23 protein-coding genes are annotated in these 19,400 nt (G+C 64.2%); 11 read left to right on the top strand and 12 right to left on the bottom strand.

The window, feature by feature from the left end; translation table 11 throughout:
* Positions 1 to 2: 2 nt before the first annotated feature.
* The gene (locus FJ967_RS26800) at positions 3 to 167 is read right to left on the bottom strand and encodes a hypothetical protein (RefSeq protein WP_140735322.1); all 165 of its coding nucleotides are present in this window, start codon (positions 165 to 167) and stop codon (positions 3 to 5) included.
* A 294-nt stretch (positions 168 to 461) separates the two neighbouring features.
* On the opposite strand from FJ967_RS26800, the gene FJ967_RS26795 reads away from it, so the two are divergent.
* Complete coding sequence (locus FJ967_RS26795; protein WP_140735321.1) at positions 462 to 1,382, top strand: SMP-30/gluconolactonase/LRE family protein; 921 nt, start codon at positions 462 to 464, stop codon at positions 1,380 to 1,382.
* A gap of 161 nt (positions 1,383 to 1,543) precedes the next feature.
* Positions 1,544 to 1,750 (top strand): 4-oxalocrotonate tautomerase family protein, encoded by a 207-nt coding sequence (locus FJ967_RS26790; protein WP_140735320.1) that lies wholly within the window; start codon positions 1,544 to 1,546, stop codon positions 1,748 to 1,750.
* A gap of 199 nt (positions 1,751 to 1,949) precedes the next feature.
* Here the strand turns inward: FJ967_RS26790 and FJ967_RS26785 are convergent, their stop codons facing one another.
* From FJ967_RS26785 to FJ967_RS26740, 10 genes are all read right to left on the bottom strand, one after another.
* Positions 1,950 to 2,483: an NADPH-dependent FMN reductase gene (locus FJ967_RS26785; protein WP_140735319.1), complete on the bottom strand. Its 534-nt coding sequence runs from the start codon at positions 2,481 to 2,483 to the stop codon at positions 1,950 to 1,952.
* Between the two features lie 39 nt (positions 2,484 to 2,522).
* Entirely contained in the window at positions 2,523 to 3,143 is a 621-nt protein-coding gene (locus tag FJ967_RS26780; RefSeq protein ID WP_140735318.1) for a pyridoxamine 5'-phosphate oxidase family protein, read from the bottom strand.
* A 22-nt stretch (positions 3,144 to 3,165) separates the two neighbouring features.
* Positions 3,166 to 3,840, bottom strand: coding sequence for a septation protein A (locus tag FJ967_RS26775; protein ID WP_140735317.1), 675 nt, complete (start codon positions 3,838 to 3,840; stop codon positions 3,166 to 3,168).
* Positions 3,841 to 3,894: 54 nt separating this feature from the next.
* Positions 3,895 to 5,742 carry a signal recognition particle-docking protein FtsY gene (ftsY, locus tag FJ967_RS26770; protein ID WP_140735316.1) on the bottom strand — a complete coding sequence of 616 codons (1,848 nt, stop codon included), beginning with the start codon at positions 5,740 to 5,742 and terminating at the stop codon, positions 3,895 to 3,897.
* A 13-nt stretch (positions 5,743 to 5,755) separates the two neighbouring features.
* Positions 5,756 to 7,081: a tRNA (N(6)-L-threonylcarbamoyladenosine(37)-C(2))-methylthiotransferase MtaB gene (gene mtaB / locus FJ967_RS26765; RefSeq protein ID WP_140735315.1), complete on the bottom strand. Its 1,326-nt coding sequence runs from the start codon at positions 7,079 to 7,081 to the stop codon at positions 5,756 to 5,758.
* Positions 7,081 to 7,965, bottom strand: a complete 885-nt coding sequence (dapF, locus tag FJ967_RS26760; RefSeq protein WP_140735314.1) for a diaminopimelate epimerase — start codon at positions 7,963 to 7,965, stop codon at positions 7,081 to 7,083. The genes mtaB and dapF overlap by 1 nt, the downstream gene beginning before the upstream one ends.
* A gap of 72 nt (positions 7,966 to 8,037) precedes the next feature.
* Positions 8,038 to 8,199: a DUF1328 family protein gene (locus FJ967_RS26755; protein WP_027059387.1), complete on the bottom strand. Its 162-nt coding sequence runs from the start codon at positions 8,197 to 8,199 to the stop codon at positions 8,038 to 8,040.
* A 97-nt stretch (positions 8,200 to 8,296) separates the two neighbouring features.
* Positions 8,297 to 8,797: a DapH/DapD/GlmU-related protein gene (locus FJ967_RS26750; RefSeq protein ID WP_246675394.1), complete on the bottom strand. Its 501-nt coding sequence runs from the start codon at positions 8,795 to 8,797 to the stop codon at positions 8,297 to 8,299.
* A gap of 71 nt (positions 8,798 to 8,868) precedes the next feature.
* A complete protein-coding gene (locus FJ967_RS26745) occupies positions 8,869 to 9,435 on the bottom strand; it encodes a hypothetical protein (protein ID WP_140735312.1) in 567 nt (188 codons plus the stop codon).
* Between the two features lie 80 nt (positions 9,436 to 9,515).
* Positions 9,516 to 10,523: an MBL fold metallo-hydrolase gene (locus FJ967_RS26740; RefSeq protein ID WP_140735311.1), complete on the bottom strand. Its 1,008-nt coding sequence runs from the start codon at positions 10,521 to 10,523 to the stop codon at positions 9,516 to 9,518.
* 190 nt (positions 10,524 to 10,713) lie between these two features.
* Between FJ967_RS26740 and FJ967_RS26735 the strand changes: the two genes are divergently transcribed.
* The 4 genes from FJ967_RS26735 to zapE all read left to right on the top strand — a co-directional run bounded on the left by FJ967_RS26735 (position 10,714) and on the right by zapE (position 14,702).
* The gene (locus tag FJ967_RS26735; RefSeq protein WP_140735310.1) at positions 10,714 to 12,123 is read left to right on the top strand and encodes a hypothetical protein; all 1,410 of its coding nucleotides are present in this window, start codon (positions 10,714 to 10,716) and stop codon (positions 12,121 to 12,123) included.
* 50 nt (positions 12,124 to 12,173) lie between these two features.
* Positions 12,174 to 12,617, top strand: coding sequence for a hypothetical protein (locus tag FJ967_RS26730; protein WP_140735309.1), 444 nt, complete (start codon positions 12,174 to 12,176; stop codon positions 12,615 to 12,617).
* A 137-nt stretch (positions 12,618 to 12,754) separates the two neighbouring features.
* Positions 12,755 to 13,294 (top strand): AprI/Inh family metalloprotease inhibitor, encoded by a 540-nt coding sequence (locus FJ967_RS26725; protein WP_140735308.1) that lies wholly within the window; start codon positions 12,755 to 12,757, stop codon positions 13,292 to 13,294.
* Between the two features lie 184 nt (positions 13,295 to 13,478).
* Positions 13,479 to 14,702: a cell division protein ZapE gene (gene zapE, locus FJ967_RS26720; protein ID WP_140735307.1), complete on the top strand. Its 1,224-nt coding sequence runs from the start codon at positions 13,479 to 13,481 to the stop codon at positions 14,700 to 14,702.
* On the opposite strand, the gene FJ967_RS26715 is transcribed toward zapE, so the two are convergent.
* A complete protein-coding gene (locus FJ967_RS26715) occupies positions 14,690 to 15,118 on the bottom strand; it encodes a GNAT family N-acetyltransferase (RefSeq protein WP_140735306.1) in 429 nt (142 codons plus the stop codon). The two genes, zapE and FJ967_RS26715, sit on opposite strands and share 13 nt — an antisense overlap.
* A gap of 215 nt (positions 15,119 to 15,333) precedes the next feature.
* Here FJ967_RS26715 and mdh point away from each other — a divergent pair, with 215 nt between their 5' ends.
* From mdh to sucD, 5 genes are read left to right on the top strand one after another with little or no spacing between them, the layout of a single operon-like run.
* Positions 15,334 to 16,302 (top strand): malate dehydrogenase, encoded by a 969-nt coding sequence (gene mdh, locus FJ967_RS26710; protein ID WP_127276270.1) that lies wholly within the window; start codon positions 15,334 to 15,336, stop codon positions 16,300 to 16,302.
* Between the two features lie 30 nt (positions 16,303 to 16,332).
* Positions 16,333 to 17,526, top strand: coding sequence for an ADP-forming succinate--CoA ligase subunit beta (gene sucC / locus FJ967_RS26705; RefSeq protein WP_140735305.1), 1,194 nt, complete (start codon positions 16,333 to 16,335; stop codon positions 17,524 to 17,526).
* A 4-nt stretch (positions 17,527 to 17,530) separates the two neighbouring features.
* Positions 17,531 to 17,902: a cupin domain-containing protein gene (locus FJ967_RS26700; protein ID WP_140735304.1), complete on the top strand. Its 372-nt coding sequence runs from the start codon at positions 17,531 to 17,533 to the stop codon at positions 17,900 to 17,902.
* Positions 17,903 to 17,906: 4 nt separating this feature from the next.
* Positions 17,907 to 18,401, top strand: a complete 495-nt coding sequence (locus FJ967_RS26695; RefSeq protein WP_140735303.1) for a DUF1579 family protein — start codon at positions 17,907 to 17,909, stop codon at positions 18,399 to 18,401.
* Positions 18,402 to 18,412: 11 nt separating this feature from the next.
* Complete coding sequence (gene sucD / locus FJ967_RS26690; protein WP_140735302.1) at positions 18,413 to 19,315, top strand: succinate--CoA ligase subunit alpha; 903 nt, start codon at positions 18,413 to 18,415, stop codon at positions 19,313 to 19,315.
* Positions 19,316 to 19,400: the final 85 nt, after the last annotated feature.

The following is a 19,400-nucleotide window of genomic DNA, read 5'->3' as shown; positions in this document are numbered from 1 at the left end:
GCTCAGCCGTAGATCTGTTTGTGGATCTGGTAGAGCATTTCCGAGCGGTCGGCGCGCATGTCGGCCAGATCACGGCTGGAGAAGCTGTCGATTTCGGCGACGAGGCGGTTGTAGTGCTTGCGCTTGGCGATGCTGGTGCGAGCGCGGGTCACGAGATCGTTAAACATGGCAAGGGTCCTTTCGTGCCGCATTTGTCGCGGCGAGTTCTTCCTCCCTTGGTCAATACGGAACATGACATAGGATTGGTGCGTTGCAAAAAGAAGATGTTGCAATGCACCATTGCATGCAGCGCATAGCCGGTTAATTGAACCCTAAGGCGCGTCCTGCCTGCACAGTCGCGGTCCGGACCTGGCCGGGCGGTCGTGCTCGCCGTTTTGTCATACAAATTGCGAAGGCTCCGTCTTGCCAGATCGATCGCGGGCTGGCTTGATCCGGCGTCACGTGATGCCTGGAGGATATGCATGGCGGCCGCAGATTATTATGAAGTTCTCGATCCGCGCTTCGCGCGCCTGTTCAACGGCAACGCCCAGGTGGACAAGCTGTTCACCGGTTGCCGATGGGCGGAAGGGCCCGCCTGGTTCGCCGCCGGGCGTTATGTCGTGTGGTCCGACATCCCCAACAACCGCATGCTGCGCTATGACGAGACCGACGGCAGCGTCAGCGTCTTCCGGCAGCCTTCGGGCAATTCCAACGGCAACACCGTCGACCGTCAGGGCCGGCTGGTCACCTGCGAGCATTCGGGCCGCCGCGTCAGCCGCACCGAACATGACGGCTCGGTCACCACGCTTGCCGCCAAATGGAAAGGCAAGCCGCTGAACTCGCCCAACGACGTGGTGGTGAGGTCGGACGGCTCGATCTGGTTCACCGACCCGACCTACGGCATCGACACCGACTATGAAGGCGACAAGGCCGAGAGCGAGATCGGCGCCTGCCATGTCTACCGGATCGATCCCGACAGCGGCGAGATCGAGGCCGTCATCACCGACATGGTCAGGCCGAACGGGCTTGCCTTTTCGGTTGATGAAAGCCTGCTCTACGTCGTCGACACCGGCCGTACCCATGGCGCGCAAAATCCGGCGCATATGCGGGTGTTCAATGTCGGCAAGCACGGCAAGAAGGTGTCGGGCGGCAAGGTGTTCGCCGATTGCACGGCAGGCCTGTTCGACGGCTTCCGGCTCGATGCCGACGGGCGCATCTGGACAAGCGCGGCCGACGGCATTCATTGCTATGATCCCGACGGGACGCTGATCGGCAAGGTCAAGGTGCCGGAGGTGACCGCCAATTGCGTCTTCGGCGGCGCCAAGCTGAACTGCCTCTACATCGCCGGCACCACCTCGCTCTACAGCGTCCGGTTGATGGTGAACGGAGCCAAGACCTATTGAGCCTGCTCGAAATCCTTCTCTGGCGGCCGCTGCTGGCGTTTATGCGGCTGGCCGCGGCGCCCGCCGCGCCACGACCTTGCGAGCCGCCGCCAGGCGCGTCGCCGGAGCGGATTTCCAAGCAGCCTCGTTTCGCAAACCAGCAAATCCCAGGGGAGGGCGTCATGCCATTCGTCAACATCCGCATCGTCAAGGAAGTGATCGCCGCCGATCCGGCCGGCAAGAAGGCTGACATCGCCAAAAAGGTGACCTCGGCCATCATGGAAGCCACCGGGCTCGGCAATGACGATGTCTGGGTGGTCTTCGAGGAGGTCAACGCCCGCGACTGGTATGTCGGCAAGACCGATGTCGAGACGCTGCGGAAGGGGTAACTTCGGCGCACGTTGAGGCACGGGCGCTCCCCTCTCCTTCGTCATCCTCGGGCTTGACCCGAGGATCCATTCCGTGACTTCGACGTAGGATGCGGCGGTGCATAATTCTGTTATCGTTGCAACGCTTTAGCGCCACGGCATGGATCCTAGGGTCTGCGCCGCGTCGCTGCGCTCCTTGCTCCGCCCTAGGATGACGACCTCATGTTTGCCGGCGGATGAAATCCGCGAAGGCCTGCACGGCTTCCCGCATTGCCTGCCGGTTCGCATCCTCGCCCAAAATCGCCTCGACCTCTGCCGGCTTCTTCCCCAGCAGCGCAATTTCCAGCTCGCCCTCGTAAAGCGAAAACGACATCGTCCGCATGATCTCGGCAAGTGCTGCGCGGGCAAACAGCGAGCGCGGCGAGGCGTGGACCAGCATCGCCGGCTTGGCGACGGCGGCGTCGCGGGACACCAGCCAGTCGAGCGCGTTCTTCAACCCGCCCGGCACGCCATGGGCATACTCCGGACAAGAAACGATGACGCCGCCGGCGCTGGTGACTGCATCGATCAGCCGTGCGGCTTCGGGTGGCGTACGCTCGCCCTCATCGTCGGGGTTGAATATCGGCAGCAGGCCGAGCCCGTCATAGATGGTTACGCGACAGTCCGCAGGCACGTTCGTGGCCAGCGCCGCCACCAGCGCGGAGTTGGTCGAGGCGGCGCGCAGGCTGCCTGATATGGCGACGATTTCGATCAAGGGAGAGAACCGGGCGAAAGAGTGAGTCGTCCGGGAAGGCTACCACATCGTCTGTTTGTATTCGTCGTCCAGCCAGCGGTCGGTCGCCTCGGCGGAATCGGCCAGCGCCAACTGGTCGCGCAGGATCTGGCCGAGCGTCGGCAGTGTGGCGCGATCATACCAGCTGTCGGGTTTCCACAAATCAGAGCGCATGAAGGCCTTGGCGCAATGCATGTAGGCGGCCTTGACGGCGACCACGATGACGCTGAGCGGCTCCTTGCCGTCGACGGCGAGCCGCTCGCGCAAGGTCGGGTCGACGGTGATGCGGGCATCGCCATTGACGCGCAGCGTCTCGTTCATGCCGGGGATGAGGAAAAGCAGCCCGACCGAGGGATTGCGGATGATGTTCTCCAGCGTGTCCAGCCGGTTGTTGCCGGGCCGGTCGGGAATGGCGATGGTCTTCTCGTCGATAATGGCGGCGAAGCCGGGCTTGTCGCCCTTCGGAGTAACGTCGGCATTGCCGTCGCCGTCGGAGGAGCCGATCAGCACGAAGGGGCTCTTGCCGATGAAGGAGCGGCAATGGCCGTCGAGCGCCTTCAATTCCTTGCGGATCGAGCCATCGGTCGGACGCGGCGTCTTGTAGATCGTCCGCAGCGCCGCGTGCGTGGTGATGAAGTCCATGGCTCTCCCCCTATTCGCAGGCCTATTTGCCGGCCTTCTCTTCTCCGCCGGCCTTCTCGTCCAGCGAATGGCGCAGGATCAGCGGCATCTGGCTGAAGGTGAACAGAAGCGTGATCGGCATGATGCCCCAGACCTTGAAGGTAACCCAGGCATCGGTGGAAAAATTGCGCCAGACAATCTCGTTGACGATGGCCAGGAACAGGAAGAACAGGCCCCAGCGGAAGGTGAGCTTGCGCCAGCCCTCGGCATCGAGCTTGAAGGCGGACTCGAAGACATAGCCGAGCAGCGAGCGGCCGAAGAACAGGCCGCCGAGCAGCACGCCGCCGAACAGTGTGTTGACGATGGTCGGCTTCATCTTGATGAAGATGTCATCCTGCAGATAGAGCGTCAGCGCGCCGAAGATGAAGACGACGACGCCCGACACCATCGGCATGATCGGCAGGGTGCGGGTCAGCAGCCATGAGGCGATCAGCGCGATCGCGGTGGCGGCCATGAACAGGCCGGTGGCGACGAAGATCGGGCCGCCGAATTCAGCCAGGACGGGAAATTTCTGTGTCAGCCATTCGCCGCGTGCGTTGGCGAAGAAGAAGACCAGCAACGGTCCGAGCTCCAGCACCAGCTTGAGCACGGGATTGACGCCTTCCTTCTTCTCTTTCTGCGGGTCTGACGGATCGCGTTCGAGAATGGGTGGGTTCATGGTTTCCTTCTTACGCATGACCGGCAAGGCCCGGGCCTTTCCGGCGTCATGCCGTTATGCCACTCCAGCGATCGCCCTGGCGAATTCGCTGGCCGAGAAAGGTTCGAGGTCGTCGACCTGTTCGCCGACGCCGATGAAATAGACCGGCAATCTGTGCTTTGCCGCGATCGCCACCAGAATACCGCCGCGCGCCGTGCCGTCCAGCTTGGTCATGACAAGACCGTTGACGCCGGCGATGTTGCGGAAGATCTCGACCTGGTTGAGCGCATTCTGGCCGGTGGTGGCATCGACCGTCTGCAGCACGGTGTGCGGCGCTTCCGGGTCGAGCTTGCCCAGCACGCGCACGATCTTTTCCAGCTCCGCCATCAGTTCGGTCTTGTTCTGCAGGCGGCCGGCGGTGTCGATGATCAGCACGTCGGAGCCTGCCTCCTTCGCCTTCTCGAAGGCATCATAGGCAAGGCCGGCGGCATCGGCGCCGAGCTTGGAGGCGACGACAGGCGATTTCGTGCGTTCGCCCCAGATCTTGAGCTGCTCGATCGCGGCGGCGCGGAAGGTGTCGCCGGCGGCCAGCATCACCGACAGGCCGCCATCGGTCAGCTTGGCGGCGAGCTTGCCGATGGTCGTGGTCTTGCCGGTGCCGTTGACGCCGACCACCAGGATGACATGCGGCTTGTGCGAGAGGTCGAGCTCGAGCGGTTTTGCGACCGGGGCCAGCACCTTCTCCACCTCGGCGGCCATGACGGCGCGGACCTCCGAATCGGACACATCCTTGCCGTAGCGGCTGGAGGCCAGGGAATCGGTGACGCGCAGCGCCGTTTCGACGCCGAGATCGGCGCGGATCAGCACGTCCTCGAGGTCCTGCAGCGTCTCCTCGTCCAGCTTGCGCTTGGTGAAGACGCCGGCAATGTTGCCGGTCAGCTCGCGCGAGGACCGGGCGAGCCCGTCGCGCATGCGCTGGAACCAGGAGCGCCGCGGCGCAGGCTCCGGGGCCTTTTGCTCGTCGGCCTTCTGCTCGACCTTTTTGGCGACCGTGACCTTGCCGGCTGATGGCGCGGGCCTGGGCTGTGGTGCTTCTTCCTTCTTCCCGTCACTATACGGGGAGAAGGTGCCGGCAGGCGGATGAGGGGCGGCGCCAACTTTGGAACTTGGCTGTACCGGGGCCTGCGTGGGCGGTGCTTCCACCGGTGCAACAGGTGGCACCTCCATCGGCGCCGGCGTCTCCACTGGAACCTCGACCGGTGGCGTTGGCACCTCGACCGGTGCGGGTTCCGGCTGTTCTTGCGGACGCGACGGAACGATTTCGGGTTCGGCCGGCGGCGGTGGGACGTCGTGCGGCTTCGATTCCGGCACGGGCTCGGGGACGGTCGGCGGTGCCGGGACTTCCTCGGGCGCCGGCGGTGGAGCGGGCGCAGGCTCGGGAGCCGGCTCCTCGACAGGGGCGGGCTCCGGCAGCGGTTCCGGCTCGGCAGGAACAATCGGCTCCGGCGCCGGCGGAATGGTCGGAGCGGGCTCGGGCTTGGGTTCCTCGGGAACAGGCTGCGGCGTGTCCCTTACCTCCCCTTCGATGGGGGAGGTCCCGAGCGAAGCTCCGGGGTGATTGGCGCTAGCGTCGGCGGCGTCGGCGCTGTCACCCCCCTCGGTCGCTTGGCGACCACCCTGCCCGTCGAGGGGAGGGTAAAGGGCCGGCGCTGCTTCAGCCTCGACTACCGGCGCCGGCCCAAGGTCGGGTTCGGGCAGCGGTTCGTCGCGCTTCAGAAACTCGGGCACGACCTGCTCGGCGGCCGGCTTCAGTGCATCGAGCTGGTCCCATTTGATCGGCGGCAGCGGGGCCGTCTCGTCGACGCGCTCCTCGACGACCTCTTTCTTGCCGAATGAAAATATCTTCTTGAAAAAACCAGCCATGCTTTTTGCGTTCTCAGGCGGCGCGGGCGGCAAGGGGGGCGGCGATCAGCCTGGCGCCGTCATGGCCCGATATTTCGGCCTCGACGATCTCTCCCGGCGCGCCGGCGCCGAGTGCGGCAAGGGTGAACCCTTCGGTCCGTCCAAGGCCGTCGCGCTCGATCAGGATCGATTGGCGGCTGCCGGCGAGCGACGACAGATGCCTGACATAGGCGGCTTCGCCGGCGGCACGCAACCGGGCGGCGCGCTGTTTGACCAGCTCGCGGCGCACCTGCGGCATGCGGGCGGCGGGCGTGCCTTCGCGCGGTGAAAACGGGAAGACGTGGAGATGGGTCAGGCCACACTCGGCGACGATCTTTTCCGAGTTCTCGAACATGGCGTCGGTCTCGGTCGGGAAGCCGGCGATGATATCGGCGCCGAAGACGATTTCAGGACGCAGCTTGCGCACATCCTCGCAAAAGCGGATCGACTGGTCTCGGCTGTGCCGGCGCTTCATGCGCTTCAGGATCATGTCGTCGCCAGACTGCAGCGACAGATGCAGATGCGGCATCAACCGCGGTTCGGTGGCGATGGCGTCGAGCAGATCGTCGTCGGCCTCGATCGAATCGATGGAGGAGAGGCGCAGCCGCCTCACGTCGGGCACCTGTCTCAGGATGGTTTTCACGAGTTTGCCAAGCTTCGGCGTGCCCGGCAGGTCGGCGCCGAAACTGGTCATGTCGACGCCTGTCAGCACGATCTCGGCATAGCCATTGCCGGCCAGCCGCTTGACCTGCTCGACCACGGCGCCCATCGGCACCGAGCGCGAATTGCCGCGGCCGTAGGGGATGATGCAGAAGGTGCAGCGGTGGTCGCAGCCGTTCTGCACCTGCACGAAGGCACGCGCCCGGCCCTCGATGGCGTCGACCATGTGGCCGGCCGTCTCGCGCACCGAGAAGATGTCGTTGACGCGCGCCTTCTCGGTGTCGTTGACGCCAAAATCCGGCAGCGCGCGGTAGGAATTGGCCTTGAGCTTTTCCTCGTTGCCGAGCACGAGGTCGACCTCGTCCATGGCGGCGAATTTCTCGGGCTCGGTCTGCGCGGCGCAGCCGGTGACGATGATGCGCGCGGCCGGGTTGTCGCGGCGCGCCTTGCGGATAGCCTGCCTGGCCTGGCGCACCGCCTCGCCGGTGACCGCACAGGTGTTGAAGATGACGGCGCCGCCGGTTAGCGCGCCGAGACCGGCGCTCTCGGCCTCGCGCCGCATTACCTCTGATTCATAGGTGTTGAGGCGGCAGCCGAAGGTCACCACGTCGATGCGGCTGGCTTGCTTCGCCTCGCCCACGTCCTTGGCAAGAGCCGACATCAGGCCGCGCTTTCGGTGTCGCGGGCCCAGTCTCCCGTCGCGGGATCGAAGCTGCCGGAAAACTCCCATTCGGCCGCGCCGGTCAGGATGACGTGGTCGTTATCCAGCCACTCGACATGCAGCGTGCCGCCGCCCGGGGTCAAGAGGTTGACGCTGCGGCCCGTGCGCCTGGTGCGCGCCGCCGCAACGACAGCCGCGCAGGAGGCGGTGCCGCAAGCCTTGGTGAGGCCCGCGCCACGTTCCCACGTGCGGATAATCATCGAGTCGGGCGAGGTTACCTGCGCGATGGTGATGTTGGCGCGCTCGGGAAAGATCGGATGGTTCTCCAGCAGCGGCCCGAAACGGTCGAGCTCATAGCTCCAGACGTCGTTGTCGACCCAGAAAATGGCGTGCGGGTTGCCCATCGAGACGGCCGAGGGCGAATGCAGCACCGGCGCATCGATCGGGCCGATCTGCAGTTCGATCATGCGGGTGTCGCGGAATTCCTCGGCCAGCGGAATCTCCTGCCAGTCGAAGCGCGGCGTGCCCATGTCGACCGAGATCGTGCCATCGGCATGTTCCACGGCGTTGAGGATGCCGGCGCGGGTCTCGAAGGTGAAAGTCTTCTGCCCGGTCTCCGCAGCCAGCGCCTGGACGACGCAGCGCATGCCATTGCCGCAGGCCTGCGCGCCCGAGCCGTCGGAATTGAGGATGTCGACGTAATAGGCGGTGCCCTCGGTTCGCGCGTCATGGATGGCCATGATCTGGTCGAACTTGGTCGCCGCGCCGGCGTTGAGCGCGATGGCGGCCGCGGCCGTCACCCGATCCGCACGGCCACGCATGTCGGCAACGATGATCTCGTTGCCGATGCCGTTCATCTTGGCGAAGGGGGCAGTCGCTGCCATTGCTCCGAAAATTCCGTGTCCGTTCGGCGCTATATGGCGGAAACGGGCGGCAATTACCAGTGTGCAGCGGTTTTACGTCACGGCGAAGATGCCGAGCACCACCAGCAGGAAGATGACCAGAACGATGCCGATGAGGACGCGTGCGCCGGTGGCCGCGGCTCCGGCCAGCGCCGGCATGCCGAGCAGGCTCGCCGCGGCGGCGACGATGAGAAGAATGATGATCCATTTGATCATGGCGATGCCTCGCAAGCCGGTGAATTTCGAACCGGTTGAAAAACGCGGCTGTCGTGCTTGGGTTCCCGAGGGTCGCGGGCGCCTTGCGGGCGTCGTTTCAGCCGGCGCCGATCGGCCTGATGACGCGGGCCGGATTTCCGCCGACAAGGGTATTTGGAGGAACGTTCCTGGTGACCACCGCGCCCGCGGCCACAACCGCGTTTTCGCCCACCGTCACCCCGCCGATGATGGTCGCGCCTGCCGCGATCCAGACGTTTCTCTCGATCACGATGGGCTTTCCGATGGTGGTGCGGCGCTGCGACGGGTCGAGCGCATGGCCCGTCGTGATGATGCTGACATTGGGGCCGATCATCACGTCGTCGGCGATGTCGAGGCCGCCGAGGTCATAGAAAGTGCAGTTCTGATTGATGAAGACGTTGCGCCCGACGCGTATTTCGTCGCCGCCGGCCGTATAGAATGGCGGGATCAGCAGAAAGCTGGCGTCCACCTCCCGGCCGACGAGCTGGCTGAACAGGGCCCGGACTTCATCCGCATCGTCGAACGTCAAGCGATTGAGCCGGGCGGTGATCGCCATCGCCCGTTTGACGTTTGCCAGCATCGCGGCCGATTCCGGCGTCCTGCGGTGAATTATCCTGGTGCCGTCTCCCTCGGACATGCCCGCGAACCGCCCTAACCGGCGATCTCGACATCCGTGCTGAAGGGCGCCGTCTTGCTCGAATTCTCGTCATGCATGACGAAGTCGCACCGGTATTTGCCGGGCGGCAGGCCGGTCAGGGAAAGGTCCAGCTTGAAGAACAGTTCGCGGTTGTGCGACCGCGAGGCAACCTGCACGCGGCCGATCTTTTCGAAAGTGCCAAGCTTTTCGCCGGCCTCGGAAAGGACGGTCAGGTCGACGGAGAGCGCTATCGAGCTGTTGCCGAGCCCGTCGGAGCCGTAACCGTAGCCGACCCGCTCCATGTAGAGAACGACCTGTTCGCCGGGTTTGTAAACGTGATTGGCACGCTCGCTGTAGATGCCGAAACCGGAAGCGCTATCGACCTGATTGACGTTCATCACGGCAAGCGGCATCGCCTTCCAGAACGCTTCCTCGGCGCTTTGGAACTTCGCCAGCGCAGCGGGGCCGTCACCCGACTGCAGAAGTTTCTCGGCCTCGGCCGCGCGGTCGCCGATCTCGCCCGCGAAAGCCGCCGGTACCGAGACGGCCAGCGCCAAAACACCCGCCATGATCGACTTCATCTGATTCCCCTATCCTTCTGCGCGGACGACCATCAGCGAAAACCTCGGCAGCGTAAACGGTCTTCTGGCCGTCGAGGCCATCAAATGCGTGGCACATCCCAGACTTCACCGGGCTGCAAGGCGCGAAAGCGCTCACGCGCGACGCCGCGATCGTCGAGCGCCTCGGCAAGTTTTCGCGCCGGCTCGTCGAACGGCTCGTCGGTAAGCTGGAACGTGCCCCAGTGGCAGCCGGCGGCAAAGCTGGCGCCGCACAACAACATACCCTGGACCGCTTCTTCGGGGTTCTGGTGCTGCGGCGCCATGAACCAGCGCGGCTCGTAGGCGCCGATCGGCAGGACGGCGAAACGGAAGCCGCCATGCTTTTGCGCCATCAGCCGGTAGTTGATGCCGTCGTGGAAGCCGGTGTCGCCGGCGAAATAGATTTTCCCGCCCGGTGTCTCGATGACGAAACCGCCCCAAAGCGCCATGCGCCGGTCGCGCGCCCCGCGCGCCGACCAGTGATGCGCGGGCTCGACGTGGATGGCGATGCCGTTGCTCAGGACCCTGTCGCCCCAGTCATGCGCCGAAAGCCGCATGCCCGGTATCGCGGCGGCGATGATGGCGTCGTTGCCGAGCGGCGTGATGACAAGCGGATCGTGCTTGTCCTTCAACTCTCTCAGCGTGGCGAGATCGAGATGGTCGTAGTGGTTGTGGCTGACCAGGACGAGGTCTATTCGCGGCAGGTCGCCGAAAGCGATGCCCGGTGCGTTGACGCGTCTGGGCCCGGCAAAGGAGAACGGCGAGGTGCGCTCGGACCACACCGGATCGGTGAGGATGTTGAGCCCGGCGGTCTGGATCAGCAGCGTGGAATGGCCGACCATGGTCACGGTCAGATCGGCACCATCGACCGTCGCGGCCGGCTTTGCCGGCGCGAACGGGCTCGGGCTGGCAGGCGGCCATTTCGAACGCTGGCCGCTGAACTGCCATTTCAGGAGATCGGTGAAGCGGCCGGGCATCCGGCCATCGGGATTGAAGAACAGGGTGCCGTCGAAATGGTCACTGGGCGGACCGCTGTAGTAGCGGTTGGCGGCTTTGTGTCTGGCGGCCACTTTTGCGGGCTCCGGCGGGTTGCGTTCCCCAGAGATAGGCCGAACGCCCGTCGGCGCAAGCTTGGGGCAGGCCAAGCGCCAGGGAGATGTGTCGGGTGAGATCTTCAAGGGCAACCGGCCGATGTTTCTTACTCTGGTGCCGGATCTGAATTCTACTGTAGGATCACCAGGCATATCGAGAGGAAGCACCATGCGCTGGCTGGCGGTTCTTGCGGTTCTCGGGCTCGTGTCGATCCCGCCTGCGGTATCCGCGCAGACACAGCCGGGCGCTTGCAGCTACGCGCCAACGATCCTGGCAGCCGCTGATTTTCTCCTTGCCGAACCGGCGACATTTCCGAATTTCTGGCGCGACCGTTACGGTGACGACGCCGCCTATCTCAAAATCCACTATGGGAACCTGAACGACACCGAAGGCTCGGCGCTGCTGTCGGGTCTGGAAAAACGCAGCCATCCGCCGCTGCGCATCGCCGAACTCAGGCTGGCCTACGCAACACCTGCCGAGCGGGCGGCCATCATTGCCGGGATGCAGCCGGCGCCCAACAAGAAATCGGTTGTGGGCCAGCTTGGTGAATCCGCCTTGCGCGCACTTGTCGCCGAGGACGGCGGCACCTGGCTGCTGGGCGAACTGGCGCGCCTGCAGACCTTGGATCCCGCCGATGCGTCGAGCGCCGCGACGGCGATCGCACAGACGCTGACGGATCTCGAGGCCGACGCAAAATCGCGCCTTGCCAAGCGAGCGCAAGACGCCGGTGTTGTGACACTGGCGCTGCCTCTGCTGGCTATCAAGGACAGTCTCGCGGACTACATGTCGTATCTCGATCGCCTTCCTCCGGCCGCGCTCCCGAACAAGGACAGCCGCGGGCAGATGATACGCAAGGCATTGTACGCGTCGGCCCTGCGTCCTTCCTTCGACATTTCGAAACAGCCCGCGGAGGTGCAGGCGGTCTATCGTCAGAACGATATGGCGAGGGCTTTGCAGCCGATCGGGCAATTGGTGAACCATGCTCCCGTGGCCGAGATATTGCTGACGGCGGTAAACCAGAGTGGCGACCTGCGCGTCGGTACCGTCGTTGCCGCCGGACTCAATGCGCGGATTTCGGCAAAGCAACTGGACCCGGTCGGCGATCCCGATGCCTTGATTGCCTCGATGGTCGACGGGCTCGACTATATATTCGGGCACTCTGGCCGCGAGGGCATTCTGGTGACCTTCGGAGTCACCGGAATGCAAGGTGAAACGGCCGAGGAGTTCGTCGACAGGGCTTTGGCGCGGGTGGCGTTGACACCGTTCCTGCAAGGCATCGCGGCGGAATCGCCATCCCGCCCCGCGCAGCTCGCGGCGACATTTCCCTGGGAGCTTTGGGTTGGACTGGCTGGTCGGCTGAAGGCTGGTGGAGCGATAACTTCCGAAGATCATATCGTGGCCGCCGACCTGATGCTCGCGGCCGGCCGGCCGGCGGACGCCCTGCGTGCGCTCGAAACGGCCAGCGACTGGAAGACGGCGCTGTTACGAAGCCACGGGCTGGCGTTCGCACTGGACCGCCGTTGCGCAAACCTTCTGGGTCGCCCGATACCGTTCTCGCAACCGCTCTATCGCTTCTGACCCCGCTGGGACATCATTCGAGCCAGAGCCAGTGATTCCGGGACAATGCCATGGCGATGAAGCGGACCAAGACCCCATGGATGAAGGCCGAGGATTTCGGCCGCTCGCTGCCGCGCGGCGTCGGCGTCAATCTGCTGGTATCCGACATGGCGGCGATGGAAGCGTTCTGCCGCGATGTCCTCGGTGCCCGCATCATCCATGCCGACGAGGATTTCGCGGCGATCGAGCTTCTGGGGTCGGTGTTCATGCTGCACGCCGACCACTCCTATCTCGACAATGCGATGAGCGGCGTCATAGCGGGCGCCGAGACACGCGGTGCCGGCATCGAATTGCGCCTCTATGGCGCCGATCCCGATGCTGTCGAGGCGGCGGCACTGGCCCACGGCCACATCGTGCTCGCCGGCGCGATCGACAAGCCGCACGGGTTGCGCGAGTGCTATATTGTCGGGCCGGACGGATATGTGTTCGTGCCGAGTGCCGCCCTGGCGCAATGATTGCGATAAATTTGCAACAATCTTGCCGCAAACCCTATTTTAACCATATCGGGTTGAAATTTCGCCACCTTCTCCATCTTGGTGGAGGTGAGATTGCGCGGACGGCATCCCCCCAGCCGGATCCGACGGAGGTTGTGATGAATTTTTCGAAAGGCGGCCTGGTGGCCGTATCCCTGGCTGCACTCGTTGCGAGCGGCTGCTCAACCTCACGCTTCTCGTCGATGGACGACCAGCAGCCGGCACCGCTGCAGCCGGCTCCGGCCGGCCAGGTGAGTTCGAATCAGTTGCCGCCGCCGGCCGCGCCCGGCACCACCGATCCATCGCAGTTCCCGACCGCGCCGGCAAACACGCAAGTGGCCTCCTTGCCGCCGGACGGCACGGCGCCGGCCGGCGCGGCGGACGTCAGCGCGGCAGCCGTCGCCGGTGTCTGGAACGTCAGCGTTTCGGGCCAGAGCTGCAAGGTGGCGACGCCGCAGACCAAGTTCGGTGCCGGCTTCCGTGCCGGGCCGCTGCATTGCCCGCCGCCGATCGACGGCATCAAGTCGTGGAACGTCGCCGGCAAGCAGCTGACGCTTTATGACGAGAATGGCGGCTCGCTGGCGCGGCTCTACTCCTCGGGCGGCTCGAAATTCGACGGCCAGACCTCCAACGGGCAGCCGATCTCGCTTACAAGATAGGCTAGATATGCCGATATCCAGGTGATGCCGGCCTGCGAACGGCGGCTTTCTGCGCTTCCGGCGCTCGCGTACTTTAAGTACGCTCCGCTCCGTTCTCGAAAGCCACCATTCTCGGCTCGGCCTGACCTGAATCTCGACACATCTAGTCCTCGTGGCCTCCTGTTCTGAACAAACGACGTGACCGATGCATCTGCGTGACGGCCTCCAGACCCATGCGACCGTCCGGCAGCGCTACGACCACCTGGTGGCATCAGGCGCGATTGAACGAGACGCGGCGCAGGAAGAGATCGCCGCCGCGCTCGACCGGCTGACCGTGGAAATCTCGGCCAAGCGGCTGGCGCACAAATCCAGTGCGCTGGGCTGGCTGTTTGCCCGCAAGCGCGAGACGCATGAGGCGGTCAGGGGCCTCTATATCCATGGCGGCGTCGGCCGCGGCAAGACCATGCTGATGGACATGTTCTTCGAGCTGTTGCCGGTCCGGCGCAAGCGCCGCGTCCACTTCAACGATTTCATGGCCGACGTGCAGGACCGTATCCAGAAGCACCGGCAGGCGCGCAAGGAAGGCACTGTCCGGGAAGACGATCCGATCCCGCCGGTGGCCAAGGCGCTGGCCGAGCAGGCCTGGGTGCTGTGTTTCGACGAATTCTCCGTCACCGACATCGCCGATGCGATGATCCTGTCCAGACTGTTCTCGGCGCTGTTTGCCAGCGGCGTCGTGCTGGTCGCCACCTCGAATGTCGCTCCGGAAAATCTCTATCGTGACGGGCTGAACCGCCAGCTCTTCCTGCCGTTCATCGCCATACTCGAGCGCCACGCGCAGGTGCTGTCACTGGACAGCGACAAGGACTACCGGCTGGAGAAGCTCGCCCGCACGCCGGTCTATGTTACGCCCGCCGATGCTGCGGCCGACCAGGCGCTGGACGAAGCCTGGAAGGCGATGACGCATGGAGCGCCGACTGCCCCGACATCGCTGGCGCTGAAGGGGCGGCAAGTGGTCGTGCCGTCCGCCGCAGGGGATGCCGCGCGTTTCTCTTTCGCCGATCTCTGCGAAAAACCTCTCGGCGCGCGCGATTTCCTGGCCATTGCCAATCGTTTCTCGACCATCTTCATCGACCATATCCCGGTGCTTGGCGAAGGCCGCCGCAACGAGGCCAAGCGCTTCATCCTGCTGATCGATACGCTTTACGACCATCATGCGCGCCTCGTGGCGAGCGCCGAGGCCCCGCCGCAGCATCTCTATGTGGCCAAGCGCGGCGTCGAGGTGTTCGAATTCGAACGCACGGCATCGCGCCTGATCGAAATGCAGAGCCGCGACTGGCTGGAGGATTGGGCGGAGCGGCGGAAGGCGAGGGCGGACGGCCAGGCGCAGAATACCATGCCTTCTTCCACGAGCACTCAAAGCTTATAAACATACATCACGAACGCTTCCGCCTCCTCACGCGGCTCCTGGCGCGCCTCATAAAGCGCGCGGGCGGGGCCGTTGTCCGGTTCGGTGCCGACCCAGGCCTCCTCGCAGCCGTTCTGCTTGCCGATCTCGAACATCGCATCCAGCATCTTGCGCGCGATACCCTGGCGTTGGAAGGCAGGGGAAACGCCGACCTCGTCTATGTAGAGTTCGCTGACCTTGTCGGGATGGCGGTGGATGACGGCGGCACACTGCCCGACGACGAGGCCGTCGGCGAACGCCACGACCATGAAATGACCCGGCGCGGCGAGGTAGGCCGCCAGCCGGTCAGGCCGGACGGGTTCGTCAAACACATCCGGCGCGATCCGCATCACAAGGGCGTCATCTCCGGGATAGAGCCTTCGGATGTTCACATTCATTGTGTAACTTCTCCCCAGTCGGCTTACAAATTTTGACGTTTACGTAAATCCCATACACTCTAACCGATTGAAAATGCTGAGTCGAAAATAATCGTTTGAATTTATCGCGCGCCGGAGCTATTGGGTGCGGCGAAATCAGCGGTTCCCCGCAGCATTCCGGCCTCTTCCTCGACGCCGTGTTGGCGCCGTCATCGACAAAGGGAAATCATCCTCACATGGCACGCAACAAGATAGCGCTTATCGGCTCCGGCATGATCGGCGGCACGCTGGCTCACATGATCGGCCTCAAGGACCTCGGCGACGTGGTTCTGTTCGACATCGCCGAGGGCATCCCGCAGGGCAAGGGCCTCGATATCGCGCAATCGTCGCCGGTCGATGGCTTCGATTCCCGGCTGACCGGCGTCAACGACTATGCCGGCATCGAGGGCGCCGATGTCTGCATCGTCACCGCAGGCGTGCCGCGCAAGCCGGGCATGAGCCGCGACGATCTGCTCGGCATCAACCTCAAGGTCATGGAGCAGGTCGGCGCCGGGCTGAAGAAGTACGCGCCCAAGGCGTTCGTCATCTGCATCACCAACCCGCTCGACGCCATGGTATGGGCGCTGCAGAAGTTTTCCGGCCTGCCCAAGACCCATGTCGTCGGCATGGCCGGCGTGCTGGATAGCTCGCGCTTCCGCTATTTCCTGGCCGAGGAATTCAAGGTCTCGGTCGAGGACGTCACCGCCTTCGTGCTCGGCGGCCACGGCGATTCCATGGTGCCGATGATCCGCTATTCCACCGTCTCCGGCATTCCGCTGCCCGACCTAATCAAGATGGGCTGGACCTCGAAGGAAAAGCTCGACCAGATCGTGCAGCGCACCCGTGACGGCGGCGCCGAGATCGTCGGCCTGTTGAAGACCGGCTCGGCCTATTACGCGCCGGCCGCCTCGGCCATCTCGATGGCCGAAGCCTATCTCAAGGACAAGAAGCGCGTGCTGCCCTGCGCGGCGCATCTCTCCGGCCAGTATGGCGTCAAGGGCACCTATGTCGGCGTTCCCGTGGTAATCGGCGCCGGCGGCGTCGAGCGCATCATCGAAATCGATCTCAACAAGAGCGAGCAGAAGATGTTCGACGCCTCGGTAGCGACCGTGCAGGGCCTGACCGACGCCTGCGTCAAGATCGCGCCGCAACTCGCCTCGAAGTAAACCCCAGCCGTTGATCTGGAGACAATCCCCATGAACATCCATGAATATCAAGGCAAGGCGCTGCTGAAGTCGTTTGGCGCGCCGGTGGCCGAAGGCGTGCCGGTGTTCAAGGCAAGCGAGGCGGAAGCCGCGGCCAAGGCGCTGCCCGGCCCGCTCTATGTGGTGAAGAGCCAGATCCATGCCGGCGGCCGCGGCAAGGGCAAGTTCAAGGAGCTCGGACCGGACGCCAAGGGCGGCGTGCGGCTGGCGAAGTCGGCGGCGGAAGTCGTCGCCAATGCCAACGAGATGCTCGGCCACACGCTGGTGACCAAGCAGACCGGCCCGGCCGGCAAGCAGGTCAACCGGCTCTATATCGAGGACGGCGCCGATATCGAGCGCGAGCTTTATCTGTCGATCCTGGTGGATCGTTCCGTCGGTCGGATCGCCTTCGTCGTCTCGACCGAGGGCGGCATGGACATCGAGGCGGTCGCGCATGACACGCCCGAAAAGATCATCACCGTCGCCATCGATCCGGAAAAGGGCGTCACGGCCGACGACGTCAAGGCGCTCAACGGCGCGCTGAAGCTCGACGGCGATGCCGCCAAGGACGGTGGAACGCTGTTCCCGATCCTCTACAAGGCCTTTGTCGAGAAGGACATGAGCCTGCTCGAGGTCAATCCGCTGATCGTCATGAAGAATGGCAGGCTGCGCGTGCTCGACGCCAAGGTGTCGTTCGACAACAACGCGCTGTTCCGCCATCCCGACCTGATGGAACTGCGCGACACCACCGAAGAGGACGAGAAGGAAATCGAGGCGTCGAAATACGACCTCGCCTATGTCGCGCTCGACGGCAACATCGGCTGCATGGTCAACGGCGCCGGCCTTGCCATGGCGACGATGGACATCATCAAGCTCTACGGCGCCGAGCCGGCCAACTTCCTCGACGTCGGCGGCGGCGCTTCGAAGGAGAAGGTGACGGCGGCTTTCAAGATCATCACCAAGGACCCGGCGGTGAAGGGCATACTGATCAACATTTTCGGCGGCATCATGAAGTGCGACATCATTGCCGAGGGCGTCATCGCCGCGGTCAAGGAGGTCGGCCTGAAAGTGCCGTTGGTGGTGCGTCTGGAAGGCACCAACGCCGAGCTTGGCAAGAAGATCATCAACGACAGCGGCCTCAACGTCGTGTCGGCCGACGACCTCGACGACGCGGCCAAGAAGATCGTGGCGGCGGTGAAGGGCTGAGCTCATGCCTCCGCGCAAGATAAACCTCGTCGAGGTGGCGGATCGGACGATTAAGAAGGTCTTCGATCCGCATGTCGCCGGCGATGTCAATGACAGCCAGGCCAAGGTCGCCAAGTTCGGCGAGATGTTCGATTGGCACGCGCATGAGCATGAGGACGAAGCGTTTCTCGTGCTGCGCGGGCGCATCGCCATCGATTTCCGCGATGGCGATGTCGAGCTTGGCGAGGGTGATTTCATCGTCGTGCCGCGCGGCGTCGAGCACCGGCCGCGCTCGCTGACACCGGAGCCCGTGGTGCTGATGTTCGAGCCGGCAACGACGCTCAACACCGGCAATGCCAAGAGTGACCTCACCGTCACCGACCTGAAGCGGCTCTGATGCGATGAACGCGGCCTCCTTCTCCTCGCTCTCGGCCGACCACCAGCGCCTGCAGGCGCTGGTCGGCGCGTGGCGCGGCGAGGAGGAGATTGCGGCGACGCAATGGGCCGATGAGGGTGCGGCAACCTCCGAAGTGACGGCGGAAGCGCAGTTCGGCGGCCTGTTCGTGGTGCAGCGCTACCGTCAGCGCCGCGACGGCACGATCTCCTTCGGCGCGCACAATGTGTTCGGCTTCGACCAGCAGAACGGCCTCGTCACCATGCATCAATTCGATTCCATGGGGTTCGTGCCGATGTCGCCCGCCACGGGCGCATGGAATGGCGACGAACTGGTGCTGGAGCGGTCGTCGCCGCGAGGCGCGGCGCGCGTGAGCTATGTTTTCAACGATGCCGACGCCTATCGCATGCGATTGCAGTTCAAACCCGCCGGCAGCGATGGCTGGCAAGACATGGTGAGCGGCGTCTACCGGCGCGTCTCGCTTTCCCCGATCAACGGTTAAAAAGGGCTCCGATGTCCATTCTTATCGACAAGAACACCAAGGTGCTGGTGCAGGGCCTGACCGGCAAGACCGGCACGTTCCACACCGAACAGGCGCTCGCCTATCACGGCACCAAGATGGTGGGCGGCATCCATCCCAAGAAGGGCGGCGAGACCTGGACCGGTTCGAAAGGCGAAAGCCTGCCGATCTTCGCCTCCGTCGCCGAAGGCAAGGAAAAGACGGGCGCCAACGCCTCCGTCATCTACGTGCCGCCGGCCGGTGCGGGCGAAGCCATCATCGAGGCGATCGAGGCGGAGATCCCGCTCATCGTCTGCATCACCGAGGGCATCCCGGTCATGGACATGGTCAAGGTCAAGGCGCGGCTCGATCGTTCGAGGTCGCGGCTGATCGGGCCGAACTGCCCCGGGGTGCTCACCCCGGACGAATGCAAGATCGGCATCATGCCCGGAAACATCTTCCGCAAGGGCTCGGTCGGCGTTGTTTCGCGCTCGGGAACACTTACCTATGAGGCTGTGTTCCAGACCACCAATGTCGGCCTCGGCCAGACCACCGCCGTCGGCATCGGCGGCGATCCGGTCAAGGGCACCGAGTTCATCGACATGCTCGAAATGTTCCTGGCCGACGACGAGACCAAGTCGATCATCATGATCGGCGAGATCGGCGGTTCGGCCGAAGAGGACGCCGCGCAGTTCCTCAAGGACGAGGCCAAGCGCGGCCGCAAGAAGCCGATGGCCGGCTTTATCGCCGGGCGCACCGCTCCCGCCGGCCGCACCATGGGCCACGCCGGCGCGGTCATCTCCGGCGGCAAGGGCGGCGCGGAAGACAAGATCGCCGCGATGGAATCGGCCGGCATCAAGGTATCGCCATCGCCGGCGCGGCTGGGCACGACGCTGGTCGAGGCGATCAAAGGTTAAGGCAGTAGTGAGTAGGCAGTAGTCAGTAGTGAAAAAGGGAAGATCAGGCGAGTAGCAGCCGAGCAGGAATTTCGTTTTTCTACTC

The organism is Mesorhizobium sp. B2-3-4 (genome assembly GCF_006442315.1).
In the GTDB taxonomy this organism is placed as follows: Bacteria; Pseudomonadota; Alphaproteobacteria; order Rhizobiales; family Rhizobiaceae; genus Mesorhizobium.
This window is presented reverse-complemented; position numbering and strand designations above follow the sequence as displayed.

Excerpts from the sequence above, each read along its gene's own strand:
- FJ967_RS26800 (WP_140735322.1), bottom strand. The coding sequence starts at position 167 with ATGTTTAACGATCTCGTGACCCGCGCTCGCACCAGCATCGCCAAGCGC.
- FJ967_RS26795 (WP_140735321.1), top strand. The coding sequence starts at position 462 with ATGGCGGCCGCAGATTATTATGAAGTTCTCGATCCGCGCTTCGCGCGC.
- FJ967_RS26790 (WP_140735320.1), top strand. The coding sequence starts at position 1,544 with ATGCCATTCGTCAACATCCGCATCGTCAAGGAAGTGATCGCCGCCGAT.
- FJ967_RS26780 (WP_140735318.1), bottom strand. The coding sequence starts at position 3,143 with ATGGACTTCATCACCACGCACGCGGCGCTGCGGACGATCTACAAGACG.
- FJ967_RS26775 (WP_140735317.1), bottom strand. The coding sequence starts at position 3,840 with ATGAACCCACCCATTCTCGAACGCGATCCGTCAGACCCGCAGAAAGAG.
- ftsY (WP_140735316.1), bottom strand. The coding sequence starts at position 5,742 with ATGGCTGGTTTTTTCAAGAAGATATTTTCATTCGGCAAGAAAGAGGTC.
- mtaB (WP_140735315.1), bottom strand. The coding sequence starts at position 7,081 with ATGTCGGCTCTTGCCAAGGACGTGGGCGAGGCGAAGCAAGCCAGCCGC.
- dapF (WP_140735314.1), bottom strand. The coding sequence starts at position 7,965 with ATGGCAGCGACTGCCCCCTTCGCCAAGATGAACGGCATCGGCAACGAG.
- FJ967_RS26755 (WP_027059387.1), bottom strand. The coding sequence starts at position 8,199 with ATGATCAAATGGATCATCATTCTTCTCATCGTCGCCGCCGCGGCGAGC.
- FJ967_RS26750 (WP_246675394.1), bottom strand. The coding sequence starts at position 8,797 with ATGCTGGCAAACGTCAAACGGGCGATGGCGATCACCGCCCGGCTCAAT.
- FJ967_RS26745 (WP_140735312.1), bottom strand. The coding sequence starts at position 9,435 with ATGAAGTCGATCATGGCGGGTGTTTTGGCGCTGGCCGTCTCGGTACCG.
- FJ967_RS26735 (WP_140735310.1), top strand. The coding sequence starts at position 10,714 with ATGCGCTGGCTGGCGGTTCTTGCGGTTCTCGGGCTCGTGTCGATCCCG.
- FJ967_RS26730 (WP_140735309.1), top strand. The coding sequence starts at position 12,174 with ATGGCGATGAAGCGGACCAAGACCCCATGGATGAAGGCCGAGGATTTC.
- FJ967_RS26725 (WP_140735308.1), top strand. The coding sequence starts at position 12,755 with ATGAATTTTTCGAAAGGCGGCCTGGTGGCCGTATCCCTGGCTGCACTC.
- zapE (WP_140735307.1), top strand. The coding sequence starts at position 13,479 with ATGCATCTGCGTGACGGCCTCCAGACCCATGCGACCGTCCGGCAGCGC.
- FJ967_RS26715 (WP_140735306.1), bottom strand. The coding sequence starts at position 15,118 with ATGAATGTGAACATCCGAAGGCTCTATCCCGGAGATGACGCCCTTGTG.
- mdh (WP_127276270.1), top strand. The coding sequence starts at position 15,334 with ATGGCACGCAACAAGATAGCGCTTATCGGCTCCGGCATGATCGGCGGC.
- sucC (WP_140735305.1), top strand. The coding sequence starts at position 16,333 with ATGAACATCCATGAATATCAAGGCAAGGCGCTGCTGAAGTCGTTTGGC.
- FJ967_RS26700 (WP_140735304.1), top strand. The coding sequence starts at position 17,531 with ATGCCTCCGCGCAAGATAAACCTCGTCGAGGTGGCGGATCGGACGATT.
- FJ967_RS26695 (WP_140735303.1), top strand. The coding sequence starts at position 17,907 with ATGAACGCGGCCTCCTTCTCCTCGCTCTCGGCCGACCACCAGCGCCTG.
- sucD (WP_140735302.1), top strand. The coding sequence starts at position 18,413 with ATGTCCATTCTTATCGACAAGAACACCAAGGTGCTGGTGCAGGGCCTG.